The organism is Streptomyces sp. NPDC046881 (assembly GCF_040645015.1).
Lineage (GTDB): Bacteria > Actinomycetota > Actinomycetes > Streptomycetales > Streptomycetaceae > Streptomyces.
In genome coordinates, this window is record NZ_JBEYXJ010000001.1 from 98,351 (window position 1) to 111,330 (window position 12,980).

Annotated in this window: 10 protein-coding genes; 8 read left to right on the plus strand and 2 right to left on the minus strand. The window is 71.7% G+C overall.

Translation table 11 applies throughout. The features are described 5' to 3' along the window. The first annotated feature begins 115 nt into the window (after positions 1-115). Positions 116-388 carry a hypothetical protein gene (locus ABZ923_RS00440; protein ID WP_361464745.1) on the plus strand — a complete coding sequence of 91 codons (273 nt, stop codon included), beginning with the start codon at positions 116-118 and terminating at the stop codon, positions 386-388. Positions 389-591: 203 nt separating this feature from the next. On the opposite strand, the gene ABZ923_RS00445 is transcribed toward ABZ923_RS00440, so the two are convergent. After that, entirely contained in the window at positions 592-1,422 is an 831-nt protein-coding gene (locus ABZ923_RS00445) for a dienelactone hydrolase family protein (RefSeq protein ID WP_361464748.1), read from the minus strand. Positions 1,423-1,705: 283 nt separating this feature from the next. On the opposite strand from ABZ923_RS00445, the gene ABZ923_RS00450 reads away from it, so the two are divergent. Further along, on the plus strand, positions 1,706-2,620 hold the full coding sequence (locus ABZ923_RS00450; protein WP_361464751.1) for a helix-turn-helix domain-containing protein: 915 nt from the start codon (positions 1,706-1,708) through the stop codon (positions 2,618-2,620). Positions 2,621-2,758: 138 nt separating this feature from the next. Next, positions 2,759-3,841 carry a protein kinase family protein gene (locus ABZ923_RS00455; RefSeq protein WP_361464754.1) on the plus strand — a complete coding sequence of 361 codons (1,083 nt, stop codon included), beginning with the start codon at positions 2,759-2,761 and terminating at the stop codon, positions 3,839-3,841. A gap of 684 nt (positions 3,842-4,525) precedes the next feature. On the opposite strand, the gene ABZ923_RS00460 is transcribed toward ABZ923_RS00455, so the two are convergent. Then, positions 4,526-5,515 carry a LysR family transcriptional regulator gene (locus ABZ923_RS00460; protein ID WP_361464756.1) on the minus strand — a complete coding sequence of 330 codons (990 nt, stop codon included), beginning with the start codon at positions 5,513-5,515 and terminating at the stop codon, positions 4,526-4,528. Positions 5,516-5,614: 99 nt separating this feature from the next. Between ABZ923_RS00460 and ABZ923_RS00465 the strand changes: the two genes are divergently transcribed. The 5 genes from ABZ923_RS00465 to ABZ923_RS00485 all read left to right on the plus strand — a co-directional run bounded on the left by ABZ923_RS00465 (position 5,615) and on the right by ABZ923_RS00485 (position 12,902). Continuing rightward, complete coding sequence (locus ABZ923_RS00465) at positions 5,615-7,012, plus strand: MFS transporter (RefSeq protein ID WP_361464759.1); 1,398 nt, start codon at positions 5,615-5,617, stop codon at positions 7,010-7,012. A 380-nt stretch (positions 7,013-7,392) separates the two neighbouring features. Next, the gene (locus ABZ923_RS00470) at positions 7,393-7,911 is read left to right on the plus strand and encodes a hypothetical protein (protein ID WP_361464761.1); all 519 of its coding nucleotides are present in this window, start codon (positions 7,393-7,395) and stop codon (positions 7,909-7,911) included. Positions 7,912-7,931: 20 nt separating this feature from the next. Then, the gene (locus ABZ923_RS00475) at positions 7,932-10,190 is read left to right on the plus strand and encodes a helix-turn-helix domain-containing protein (protein WP_361464764.1); all 2,259 of its coding nucleotides are present in this window, start codon (positions 7,932-7,934) and stop codon (positions 10,188-10,190) included. Between the two features lie 12 nt (positions 10,191-10,202). Continuing rightward, positions 10,203-10,760, plus strand: a complete 558-nt coding sequence (locus tag ABZ923_RS00480; RefSeq protein WP_361464767.1) for a helix-turn-helix transcriptional regulator — start codon at positions 10,203-10,205, stop codon at positions 10,758-10,760. Positions 10,761-11,393: 633 nt separating this feature from the next. After that, positions 11,394-12,902, plus strand: a complete 1,509-nt coding sequence (locus ABZ923_RS00485) for a membrane-associated oxidoreductase (RefSeq protein ID WP_361464769.1) — start codon at positions 11,394-11,396, stop codon at positions 12,900-12,902. The last annotated feature ends 78 nt before the right edge of the window (positions 12,903-12,980 follow it).

Here is a 12,980-nt window from a genome sequence, read left to right on the forward strand (position 1 = left end):
CCGTTGCCATCGGCATGGATGCCGCAACTGGCGATGAGTCAGACCAAGTTCAAGCATGTCCGGCACCTGCCCATGGACATGCGAGCGTCCATCGGTCGAGAGAGAAGGATGAGTTATGCGTATGCGCAATGTCCTCGCCGGCGCGGCTCTTGGGTCCGCGCTTGTGCTGGGGGGCCTGGCCGCTCCCGCGCAGGCCGCTTCCGCGTCCGTCGACAGCAACACCACGGCAGCCGCGCCGATCACCACACTCGGCATCATCAACGTCGGCTGGTACCCCACCTTGGCGCGGTGCGAGGCCGACGGAGCGAACTCCGCCTACAGCTACTGGTACTGCAAGTGGAGCTCCAGCCGCCACGCCTGGGGGCTGTACGTGGACACCGACTCGTAGGCACGCGGTGACCGGGGCCGACTGGCATGAATGACAGCACACGTGCCAGGGCGGCCATTGGACCCGCCTGCCGGGGCCTGCGGTTCGCCCATGCCCAGGGCCCGAGGCTCTTCGGGCCCTGGGCATGGCCTTCCGCGGCAGTCGTGCAGCACCCGTACTCCGCTGCGCCGGTTCCTGGGCCGCGGCGGCGGACCAAGGGCCGGTCAGGTGGAGGGCAGTGGCCGGTTCCCGTGCGGGTACAGGCGGTCGGTGAGGAAGGCGAGGATCTCGTCGCGGGCCCGGACCGTGGGGTGGCCTGCCTCGTCGACGAGATGGGCGGTGACGACGCTGTGCGGGGTGCCGACCAGGTCGGCGAAGAAGGGCGGCGGGGCCGGGTTGGCCGCGCTGTCGGGGAGGACTCGCCCGTCGAAGGCGTCGCCGAGCAGCGCGCGGTAGGCGGCGAAGCGCTGTCCCGTACACCAGCGATCGCCCTCGAAACGGTAGGCCAGGACGGTGAGTTGGTCACGGTGGAGCCGGTCGCGCACCGCGTGCGCGTCCGCGGCGTCGAGTTCGAGTCCGCCGGGGTCGTCGAGCGGCAGCGACGGATGGTTGACCACCGGGGCGATCACCGCCGGTTCCAGGGCCATGGTGAGGGCGAAGTTGCCGGTGAAACACAGGCCGATCGCGCCCACGCCCGGCCCGCCGCACTCGGCGTGGGCCTGGCGCGCCAGGCCGCGCAGCCAGACCGTCACCGGGCTGGTGCCGCCCCCGGCGAAGGCGCGGAACTCGGCGCTGACACAGGCGCGGCGGACGACCTCCCGGCCGCCCTCGACCGTGGGGAAGGCGCCGTCCGTCCCGAACAGGGAGGGCACATGGACGGTGAAGCCGGCGTCCCGCACCCACCGCGCGAGCCGCAGGACATCGGGACTGATGCCCGGCATCTCCGGCAGCACCACGACCGCGGGCCCGGCCCCGGCCACGTACACCGTCTTCTCCATCCCCTCCACGTCCATGCTCCGGCGGGTGAAATCGGTGATCGGATCGTCGTCGCTCATGGGGACAGCCTGGTCCCGGACCGGCCGCCGGGTGAGAGGCGGGATCGCCAGGGTCGGGGGTAATCTCGCCACGCGCTGGGACGGCGGCCGGTGCGCGGTCGGTGACCCGAGGCCGGGGACATCAGGGGGTACGGCAGCGATGGCGGAGGCGGCACGGCAGGCGGAGGAAGGTGCGGGTCCGGGCGCCGGACCCGGTGTCGGACCGGGTGGGCTACGGGTCGGGGTCCTGGCGTACCCGGGCTGCTTCGCGTCCGAAGTGTTCGGCGTACCCGACCTGTTGACGATGGCCGGGCATGTCGCCGGACCGGACGCGGCCGGCTACCGGGTGTCGGTCGTCTCGCCCCGCCGCCGGGTCACCGCCTCGGGCGGCGCGAGCCTGGACGTGCGTCCGGTGCGCGAGGCCGACGTCCTCGTGGTCCCCGGCTTCGAACTGCGCCCGGACACGGACCTCGACGCACGGCTCGCCCGGCTCGCCCCGGAGATCGCGGTGATCCGCGCGCAGGCCGCCGCCGGCACCGCCGTCGTGTCCCTCTGCGTCGGCGCGTTCCTTCTCGCCGAGGCCGGGCTCCTGGACCGGCGGCGGGCCACCACCTCCTGGCTGCACGCGGGCGAACTGGCCAGGCGCTGCCCGGAGGCCGACGTGCGGCCGGAGCACCTGGTCGTCACCGACAGGGGGGTGACGACCACGGCGGCCTTCAGCGCCATGTACGACTTCGCGCTGGACCTGATCCGCCGGCACAACGGCGCCCGGGTAGCCCGCACCACCGCACGGCTGGCGCTCGTCGACGACGCGCGGACCTCCCAGACCCCGTACGTCGACCCACGGCTCCTCCCGCAGCCCGGCCGGGAGTTCTCCCAGCGGGTCATGCGGCTGCTCGACCAGAACCTCGCCGAGCGGTACGACCTCGCCGCGCTCGCGGACGCCTTCCGGGTCAGCACCCGCACGCTGCTGCGCCGGTTCGCCGAAGAGACCGGATGCAGCCCGCTGGCTCATCTGCAGGGCTCCCGGGTCCGTCGCGCCTGCCATCTTCTGGAGACCACCGACCGCACCGTCGCCTCCATCGCCGCGGCCGTCGGCTACCAGGACCCCGGGACCTTCGCCGCCCTCTTCGCCCGCCACACCGGCCAGCGCCCGAGCGCTTACCGGGCCGCCTTCCGCCGCACGGGCCGGGCGTCCGCACCGGACAGCGGTACCTAGGCCGTCGCGTTCAGATCATCGGATCGACGGCCCGGGGCCGCACCGCTCGGGCCAGCAGTGCCGCTGTGTGAGGCCGAGCCGTTGAACGCCATGACATGATCAACAGGAGTCAGTTCTGACGTCAGGTTGGAGCCGCCGATGGATGTGACCGAGTCAGGGCATGCCGCGCGAGTGTCCGCTTACACGGCCGTGGGAACACGGCTGTCCCTGTTGAGCGACCGTCGGCTTGCGGATGCGGTGGCCGCCGCGCCGAGTCTCGGCTCCGGTATCGGGGGCAGGTCAGCGGAGTTGGAAGTCGAGGGGATACGCGTCTTCGTCAAGCGGGTCCCGCTGACGGACCTCGAGTTGCAGCCGCAGCACGTGCGGTCGACCGCGAACGTGTTCGATCTTCCTCTCTTCTACCAGTACGGGGTGGGCTCGGCGGGGTTCGGCGCCTGGCGTGAGCTGGCCGCGCACATCATGACGACAGGGTGGGCACTGAAGAACGAGTACGCGGGTTTCCCGCTGCTGTATCACTGGCGGGTCTTGCCTGACAGTCCCCCGGCCGGCTTCGTCGACGGGCTCGGCGGCGTCGAGGGGGCCGTGGCGCATTGGGACGGCTCGTCGGCCGTGCGCCGTCGGCTGGAGGCCATCGGAGGGTCCTCCTTCAGTCTGGTGCTCTTCCTGGAGCATGTGCCACAGACGCTCGCCCAGTGGCTCGGCGACAGCCGTGATGCGGCCCAACCGGAGCCGGGATGCGAGTCGCCCTATCGGTGGGTCGAGAATGCACTGCTGCAGGGGACGGAGTTCATGAGCGCGCGCGGTCTGGTCCACTTTGACGCGCACTTCGCCAATCTGCTCACCGACGGCCGGCGGGTGTACTTCGCGGACTTCGGGCTCGCGTTGAGCCGCGATTTCGAACTCTCGGCGGAGGAGCGCGATTTCCTGACTGATCACCTCGTGTACGACCGCTCCTACGCACCGAACCACCTGCTCCGCCACCACCTGCCGGACGACGTGCGGGGTGGCACCGAACACGGGGCCTTCCTGCGCGACTGGATGGACGGCCACCAACCCTCCGACATTCCGCCCGACCTTGCCGCGATCATCGACCGGCACGCTCGGCACGCAATCGTCCTGGACGACTTTCATCGTCGACTGCTTACACAGAGCAAACGCACTCCCTTCCCCGCGGCTGAGGTCAAGCGGGCCCTGGCCGGCGCATCGACGTCAGCGGAGTGAGTGCCCGTTGCTCCATTCTGGTCGGCCCACTGCGGTGCGTTCGGCTTATCAGGGTGATGGCGGTGATGGCGCGGCCGGAGCGACACCCTGCCGAGTGCGGGATCAACCGGCTGAGGCGCCATCGTGCCGTCGGCACGCGGTACGACTAACTCGCGGTCCGTTATGAAGCGACCGTGCCGGGATCGCCGCCACCGACGACAGCCCGTGGGCGCGCCGCCGCCTTCCCTTCTGTCCCGTGGCTAACGTGGAGATCCGTGCGCATGAGAGGTCCGGGCAGTTGGGAAGCTTCAAGACCATCGTGGTCGCAGTGGGCGGGCTGCTGGGCGCGGGGGCCGCGATCGTCGGCATTTTGACATGGGCCGGCGTCCAGGCGCCCTGGACGAGCACACCAGAGCAGACGGAGACATCGTCCAAGCCACCGACAGAAGTCGGCTCGCCTCTCAACGTCTACGCATATTGCCGGTACAAGGGGTTCGCGTCTTCCCGCCCGGAGGAGGAGCTCCGGACGGTCAAAGACTGGACGTGCGTACGCGCGGACGGAAGTTCGGAGCCGATCACGATCAATGGTCGGCTCTCCTGGAACGAGGCCTGTCAGTATCAGTACGGCCCTGCAGTCGTCGCCGCGCACACCGATCCCGGAAGCCAATGGGGCAGTGTGAGGTGCGTGAGAGGCTGAGGAAGCGATCAGGGGGCGGGGCTGTGCAAGTGCGGTTCCCGGGGGTCTGGAGTCGAGGGTGGTGACCGTGGCCGTAGACCCTGGCCGCCGTCCGGTCCCCGGAGCATGAGCTCCCGGACGCAGTCGCGCAGCCAGGCGTGAGCCGGGTCCGCCTGGTGTCGCGGGTGCCAGGCGAAGCCCACCCGGACCGCTGGGAGCCGGAGCGGGATGTCGAAGGTGACCAGGCCGAGGGTGGTGGCGAGTGAGCGGCCCCACCGGCTGATCAGTCCGACCAGGTCGGTGTCGCGCAGCACGAAGAGCGAGGCCGGGTAGGTGCCAACGCTGCCCACCACCCGGCGTTCGAGCCCGAGTTCGGCGAGGGCGTCGTCGACCGGGCCGCGCAGCCGGCCGCGCCGCGACACGATGAGGTGCCCCGCCTCCCGGGCGAACCGCTCGGCCGTCAGCTCGCCGGTGAGCAGCGGGTGTCCGGCCCGTACGACACCCAGCATGCGGTCCTCGTAGACGGTCTCCACGTGCACTTCGGGCGCGGTGGTGTCGATCACGCCGACCTCCAGGTCGGCGGTGCCCTGGCGCAGGAACGGGGCGTCCACATGGCTCTCGGACAGGAAGCGCAGCCGGATGCCGGGCGCCTCGCGGGCGGCGCGGGCGAGGAGGGCCGCTGCCTGGGTGGCGGCCATCGCGTCGTGGCCGAGGATGGTGAAGGTACGGGTGACGGTGCGCAGGTCGGTGTCCCTGACCGGTGCGAACAGGGCGCGTGCCCGCTCCACGACCGCGCTGACCTCGGCGCGTACGGCCAGGGCGTGCGGCGTCGGCACCATCCGGCGCCCGGCCCGCACCAGCACCGGATCGCCGAGAGCCTTGCGGATGCGGCCGAGGGTGCGGCTCATGGCGGGCTCGGACAGGTGCAGCCGCTGTGCGGCGCCCTGCACGCTCTGTTCCTCCAGCAGCACGTCCAGGGCGACCAGCAGGTTCAGGTCCAGCCCGGTGGATTGTGTCATGTGCAGGTATTCCTTGCAAAGGTTGCACTGGAAGTAAGGACAGGGCCGAGCCTACGGTGAGAGCGCATCCCCCACCACCACCAGCTCCCGGGAGGAGCCGTGCCCGCGCACGCCCTGAAACGCCCCACCCTGCTGACCCTGTGCGCCTGCGTCCTCGTCGCGCAGAGCATGGTCGCCGCCATCAACCTGCTGATCCCCCAACTGAGTTCGTCCGCCCTGCATCCCTCGCACACCGAACTGCTGTGGACGGTCGACGCCTACGTCATCGTCTTCGCGGGCCTGCTGATCCCGGCAGGCGCACTCGGCGACCGGGTCGGCCGCAAGGAGGCCCTGCTCACCGGCCTGGCCCTGTTCGCCGCCGGCGCCACGACCAGCGCGCTCGCCCCCGACCCGGCCGTGCTCATCGCCGGCCGCGGCGTCTCCGGGGCCGGCGCCGCGCTGATCACCCCGGCGACGATGTCGATCCTGGTGCACCTGGCCGGCCCCGAGCGCCGCGCCCAGGCGCTGGCGTCCTGGACGCTGGCCATCGGGCTGGGCGGCATGGCCGGCAACCTGGGCGGCGGTCTCGTCGGCCAGTTCCTGTCCTGGCGGGCCCTGTTCGCCGTGATGGTGCCGCTCGCGGCCGTACTCGCCGCCGCGGTGGCGGTCACCACCCCGCGCACGGACCGGGCCGCCGGCCACCGCCCCGACGCGATCGGCACGCTCCTGCTCACCGCGGGCCTGGTCGCGGTGCTCTTCGGCATCATCGAGGGCCCCGCGCACGGCTGGACCTCCCCGCGCATCCTGGCCGCGTTCACGGTGGGCGCGCTGCTCGTGGCCGCCTTCGCGGCGCACGCCCTGCGCGCCGACGCCCCGCTGCTCGACCCCCGCCTGTTCCGCTCCGCCGCTCTGCGCGCGACGACGCTCGGTCTGGCGACCGGATTCTTCGGCCTGTTCGCGCTGTTCTTCGTCAACTCGCAGTACCTCCAAGAGGTCAAGGGCTTCGAGCCGGCCGTGACGGGCGTCGCGATCGTGCCGCTGATCGTCGGCATGGCCCTGGTCCCGAAGTTCGCGGCCCGCTGGTCGGCGCATCCGCGTCCGGTCATCGGCACCGGGCTCGCCCTGATAGGCATCGGCCTACTCGCCGCGTCCACGGCGGACGCGGCGACGCCCTACCCGCTGTACGCCTGCTGGCTGCTGGTCATCTCCACGGGCACCGGCCTCGCCATGCCCGCGCTCACCCTGGGCGTGGTCGTGTCCCTTCCCCCGCACCGGGCGGGGCTGGGCTCGGGCCTCGGCACCTCGGCCCGCGAGATCGGCGCGGCCCTCGGCGTCGCCGTCGCCGGCACGGTCCTGGCGGGCCACACCGACTTCGCGAGCGGGATGGGTCCCGCGCTGCGGGTCGTCGGAACGGTGGTGCTGCTCGCCACGGGCGCGGTCGTCACGGGCTACCGCGCTCCCTCCCGCGCCTCCCACACGCCGTCGCCCGCGCCGCAGGCCGAAGAACCGGTGACCTGACCGTGGGCGGGTTCCGCGCCCGCAGGAGCGAACACGTGGGCCTGCGTACCGGCCGGTCATTGTTCGGTCGTCTGACCAGCGCTGCCAAACAATGCGCCGGCCGCTGGAATCGGTGATGCGAGCCCCGCAGAGCCATCCGGGGCGAAGGCCCTGAGGCTGGCGGGGCGGCACACCCGAAGTGCCACGACGCGTACGACGCGCCGTACCGCACCCGGGGTGCCGGGTCCGGTCGGTTCTCAACCGACCAGGGGGGCCCGGGCTGCGGGGCGGACGCACGTGCGCCCCGCAGCAAGGACGAAAGCACAGCCGTGCCGTGACGGCGCACCAGGCGCCGCGATGCATGCGGCCAACGGTAGAACCCACACGAACGGAGACATCACATGCGTATGCGAACCCTCCTCCCCGGGGCGACCATGGGCGCCGCCCTGCTCGCCGGCGGAATCACCGGCCCGGCGCAGGCGACGTCCCAAGCCGCGGGAGTCTCGGTTTCCAGCGCCCCGTCGGACCAGTCCGTCGTCGTGGCCGTCGAGGGATGGACCACCGCCCTGCGGTCGGGCGACCCGGTCAGGAGCACCTACTCGGCGAGCGGCTCCGTACTCTGGCGTACCGCCTACGCGGGACAGTCCCTCCACTACTACAGCAAGAAGATCAACCAGTCCGGAAACGTCTGGTACCAGCTCGACTCTCCGCAGTGGGGTTGGATCTACTGCGGGAACGTCGCGGCGCCCTGCTGTGGCACTCAGCCGACCGTGGCTCCCGGGCAGGCGGCCCGGGAGCCGTGCCACATTCCTACGCCTCGCGGCGGCGCGATCTTGAAGCTCTCGCGGCTCGTGACTCTGCACGTCATTAGTACGCCGATCGTACGTGATAAGTACGTGATGGGAGCGGTATGCGGCTAGAGTGAGAGCGGAGGTGTCCGATGTCCGAGCTGTTCGACGCGGTCGATGCGCTGGTCGCGTCCCGCTCCCCGTTGCCGCCGCCGACGGAACGCAGGCGGCTGCGCCAGGCTCACGCGCTCACCCTGGACGAAGTGGCCGCCGCGCTGAACGTGCGGCGGGCGACCGTCGGCGCATGGGAGTCGGGCAAGACCGAGCCGCGGCCGCCGGAGCGGGAGGCCTACGCCCATCTGCTGGGGCAGCTCGCCAAGCTCTACCCCTCCCCCGAAAGCACCGGTGCTCCGCAGGAGGAAACCGCGGCGCCGCAGACGGCCACCGATGCCGCGCCCACAGCGCCGACCCGGCCCGCGGCGACGACGCCGTCAGCTACGGACGGAGCACCGGACGCTGCGGCCGGACCCGAGGGGTCCCGCCCCTCCTCCCCGGCGGCCGTTCCCGAGCCGGCCGCGTCGCGTCCGCGTGCCGAGCGGGCGTCGCCAGGCGCGCGCCGTCCGGCGGCGCGGAAGGCCGCCCCGGCGCCCACGCCGGCACCCGGCGGAGCGCACGCGTACGCGCACGGCCCGCTGCTCGTCCTCGACACCGACGCCGAGAGGCAGGTGAGCGGGTACGGCATCGGTGGTCTGATTCTGGACGTCGCCGCCAAGTCGCTGCCTGCCCTGGTGGAGTGGGCGCTGGGCGAGGCGCGGCTCGGGGCGGAGAGACTGCACGGTTCGGGCAAGGACGCCGACCCGCTTCTGGTGCTCACCGAGGCCGCGTGCGAACGGTACGGCCTGCCCGGTCGGCTGTCGGAGTCGGAGCGGCTCGCCGGACGGCTCCCGGAAACCCACAAGGTCATCAAGCAGCTTCAGCGTGCCGACTGGCAGCTCACCAAGCGAGGGCTGGGACCGTGGGCGCGGATCTACCGCCCCGCCCAGGGAGGTCGCCGGCAGTGCGTGCAGCTGTGCATCCCCTCCTGGCACGCCCTCGACGACCGCGCCTGGGGCCATGCGGCGCAGCTGGAGCCCGCGGCACTCGCCCGGGTGCTCGGGGTGTACGCGCAGCGGGTCGTGACACCGGTCGGTTCCACCGCCGTGACGGGGCTGCATCTGATGACCGCGCTCAACCCGCCGACCCGCGCCGGCGAGCCGGACGCCGACGGCAGGCGGCACCGTGAGCACCGGCCCGGGTCGCTGGGAACCGAGCCGATGGATCCGGCGCCGTGCGAGGCGACCGACGGGCACCCCGTCCTGGCGCACCTGCCCCGCTTCCACGTACGGGGCCCCGGCGAGAAGCTGTTCGAGGAGGCCTACGACTGGGCGCGGGACCTGACCGACGCCGAGTGCACGAAGCGCTACCTGGTCGGCCTCGACGTGAACCTGTCCTTCGGCGCGGCCGCGAACGGCGCCGTCGTAGGCTTGGCCACACCGCCCGTGCACGTCACCAACCCCGCCTTCGACCCGGCGCTGCCCGGATCCTGGCTGGTCGACCTCTCCCACGTCGGCCTGTCCCGGGTGAAGGTCGCCAAGCATTGGCGCCGGCTCGAAGGAGATCTGCTGCCCAGTCCGTTCACACCGACCGGTGAACGCCCCGAGGGGCCGGCCTGGTACGCCACCCCCACCGTGGCGTACGCCGTCGAACTCGGCTACGACGTCGCCCCGCTCGAGGCCTGGGTGCGTACCGAGAGCGGCCGGTTCCTGGACGGCTGGTACAAGCGGCTGCGGGACGCCTACGTCGCCACCATGGCGGACCTGGGCGTGGGTGACAAGCAGGGCCCGGCGGAGTTCCTGGAAGCGATGGACGGCTACAAACAGCGTGACCCCGAGATGGCGATCGTCGTGGACGCGATCAAGATGACCGTCAAGGGCGGCATCGGCAAGCTGCAGGAGAGGGCACGCGGCGGCGGCTGGAAGCCGGGACAGCCCTGGCCCGCCCTCGCCCGCCCGACGTGGCGCCCGGACATCCGCGCCACCGTCATCTCCCGGGCCCGGATCAACATGCACCGCAAGATGCTGCACCTGGCCGCGGCCACCGGCCAGTATCCGGTCGCGGTGCTCTCGGACTGCGCCGTGTACGCCGCCGACGGGCCCAGCCCGCTCGACGTCCTGCCCTACGGCGCCGACAACAAGACCGTCCCCGGCTCCTTCCGGCTCGGCGTCAGCCCGGGCATGGTCAAGCACGAGGGCACCCAGAGCGTGCTGTGGGGCGCCGACGTGCTCGAACACCTCGCCGACGACGGCAAGGTCGCCAACCTCGCCCGCTACATCAAGACCGGCGAGGTCACCGCCAAGGACACCGGAGAGTAGGGACACGGGCCGATGGTCACGGTCACAGACGAGCTCGACAAGGCGGTGCAGGGCGCGTTCACGCGCCCCATCCCCAAATCCGCCGGGGCGCAGATGCGCTACCTGGTCCGACAGCACCAGCGCAGCACGCGGCGCGTCGCCGAGCTGCTCGGCATCAGCCAGCGCACCGTCGAACGGTATGTGAAGAACCAGATCAGAACCCCTCGCCCGGAGCTCGCCGACCGGCTGGAGCGTGAGGTCCGCGCGCGCTGGCAGCCGCAGGTCAGGGCCAAGGCCAAGCAGGCCGCGGCCACCACCGGCGGCATCATGATCGATGTCCAGGCCCGGTTCGGCTACACCGCCGCTCCCGGCAGCACCGACGACGCCCGCGTACGTCACCTCACCCTCGCCCTGCCACCCCAGCACGCCGCCCGCCTCTTCGCCGCCCAAGAGGGCGGCGCCACCGAAGACCAGCTCCGCCAGATCGCCGCCGAAGCCCTCGGCGAGGTCTACTTCCGCGACAACGGCCGCCGCGCCCACGGACTCGAAGTGGAACTCACCGACCTCCTCGACCTGGAGTTCGAGCTGTAGGGCCGGCAGGCCGGTCAGGCAACGGCCGGCCTCCTCAACGGGGCCGAGCCGCAGGAGGGTTCAGGTTCGCTTGCAGGACCTTCGCGGCGGAGGCGGGCCACGCGCCGCACCAGCCTCAGCATCACCGGGACGCAGAGGCCAATGCGCGGCTGTGCCGCGTGCCCTTCGCCTCGGCCAACGACAGACTGTGGCTCCCGGGGTTCCTTCCCGCGGTGCGCTGGAGGGGGTGGCCGACGCCCGGTCGCCCCTATGGGTGGTGCGCACCGCCTTGGCAGGTGGGCCACCGCCGAAACGCCTTGCGGCAGCCCCCGACGCGGTCCCGGGTCCTGGGCGATGAGCATGCCGCGCGCCCGTCTTGCAGCATTCGGCGCATACCGCGGACGCGTAACGGCCTGCCTGTCACAGCCGCCCCTGGCTGTCTGCCAGTTGTCTCGGCCGAGACAGGCGGGTGGCGAACAGGCCGTCGGACAGTGTGCGTAGCCAAGCGCAGTCCGTCGGTCTGACCCGCTCCCAGATGACCGTTCACGCCTGCCCCCGACCTTCGAGCACCGGTCGGCCCGGCACCCACCTGCGGAAAGACGTTCTGCTGGTGCCGAGTTGACAGTGTGATCAGCGGGCGCCAGCATCCCGCTGATGGAGATCAGCGATCTGACACCGGCGGAGCGCCGCGTATGGGAGGCCTTCTCACTGGGGGAAGGGGTCGACTTCCGTGAGAGCGCCTGTGAAGATCCCGCGCTCGGTGCGTCCTGGGGGGCCGAGCGCACCGTACGTGCCGCGGTGCTGCGGGCGCTGCTGGTCGGCGGGCCGGTGGGCGACGGTGAGATCGCCGGCCTGAAGCTGGCGGGTGCGCGCATTTCCGGAGGGCTGGACCTCAGGTACGGCACGGTCGACCATCCGGTGCGCCTGCGGTCCTGTCACTTCGAACAGCCTCCGCAGCTGTACGGAGGGCAGATCCGTGCCCTCGTCCTGAGCGACTCGGTGCTGCCCGGGCTGAGTGCAGCGACCCTCCGCGTCGACGGCGTGCTGCGGATCACCGGCTGCCGCATCACGGGACCCGTCCGGCTGCAGGGGGCGAAGGTCGCCGGCGGGTTCTTCCTGAACAACGCGCGCCTCGGGCACTCGGTTGCGCAGGGCGATCTCGTCATGCCGGACCCGCCGGACCACGAGCCGGCCGAGGAACCGATTCTTCAGCTCAACCATGCGGAGATCGGCACCGATGTGTGGGCCGTCGGCCTGGTCGCCCGTGGCCAGGTCCGACTGGACGGAGCGACGGTCGGTGGCCGGGTGAACCTGGAAGACGCCGTACTGTCCGCACCCGGCAGCATCGCCCTGCAGGCCGAGACCTTGTCGGTCGGCACCGACCTGCACGGCGTACGGCTGCGCGTCCAGGGCCAGGTCGTCCTGAGCGGGGCCAGCATTCCTCGCCGTCTCGACCTCGCCCGCGCCCAGTTGTCCAACCCAGGCGGAGAGGCCCTGAGCGCGGACAGCTGCACGGTCGGCGAGCTGTGGCTCCGCGAGGCCGCCCCGATCACGGGCACGGTGGACCTACGGCGCTCCCGGCTCGACTTCCTGCACGCCCTGCCCGACGTATGGCCCGCGCAGGTCAGGCTCGACGGCCTCGGTTACCGCACACTCGCCCCGCACCTCCCGGCCGGACAGCGCCTGCCGCTGCTGGAACGCGAGACCGACGGCCATCTCCCGTTCTCCTACGAACAACTGGCCGCCGCGTACCGTGCTGTGGGCGACGACCGCGCTGCGCGCACCGTCCAGCTGACCAGACTCCGCAGCCACCGCCGGACGCTGCCGTGGTACGCCCGTTTCTGGGGCCACCTCCAGGACGCGACGGTCGGCTACGGCTTCCGCCCTCTGCGGGCCGCCGGCTGGCTTCTGCTCCTCCTGCTCTGCGGCGCCATCGCCTTCTCCGTGCATCATCCACGCCCTGTGAAACCCGACGAGGCACCTGCCTTCACGCCCTTCGTCTACACCCTCGACCTCCTGCTTCCAGTCGTCGGCTTCGGCCAGGAGACGGCGTTCGCACCCAGGGGCTGGTACCAATGGCTCGCCTATCTCCTGATCGCCACCGGCTGGATCCTCGCGACGACGATCGCGGCGGGCATCACTCGCACCCTGAACCGCCAATGACCACGCTTCCGTGTCGAGCCGCCGGAAGTCCGCGGCTTCCGTGCGGTGGTGGTCGATCCAGTGGCGAATGCTGCGTTC

Excerpts from the sequence above, each read along its gene's own strand:
- ABZ923_RS00475 (WP_361464764.1), top strand. The coding sequence starts at position 7,932 with ATGTCCGAGCTGTTCGACGCGGTCGATGCGCTGGTCGCGTCCCGCTCC.
- ABZ923_RS00450 (WP_361464751.1), top strand. The coding sequence starts at position 1,706 with ATGGCCGGGCATGTCGCCGGACCGGACGCGGCCGGCTACCGGGTGTCG.
- ABZ923_RS00485 (WP_361464769.1), top strand. The coding sequence starts at position 11,394 with ATGGAGATCAGCGATCTGACACCGGCGGAGCGCCGCGTATGGGAGGCC.
- ABZ923_RS00460 (WP_361464756.1), bottom strand. The coding sequence starts at position 5,515 with ATGACACAATCCACCGGGCTGGACCTGAACCTGCTGGTCGCCCTGGAC.
- ABZ923_RS00480 (WP_361464767.1), top strand. The coding sequence starts at position 10,203 with ATGGTCACGGTCACAGACGAGCTCGACAAGGCGGTGCAGGGCGCGTTC.
- ABZ923_RS00455 (WP_361464754.1), top strand. The coding sequence starts at position 2,759 with ATGGATGTGACCGAGTCAGGGCATGCCGCGCGAGTGTCCGCTTACACG.
- ABZ923_RS00445 (WP_361464748.1), bottom strand. The coding sequence starts at position 1,422 with ATGAGCGACGACGATCCGATCACCGATTTCACCCGCCGGAGCATGGAC.
- ABZ923_RS00440 (WP_361464745.1), top strand. The coding sequence starts at position 116 with ATGCGTATGCGCAATGTCCTCGCCGGCGCGGCTCTTGGGTCCGCGCTT.
- ABZ923_RS00470 (WP_361464761.1), top strand. The coding sequence starts at position 7,393 with ATGCGTATGCGAACCCTCCTCCCCGGGGCGACCATGGGCGCCGCCCTG.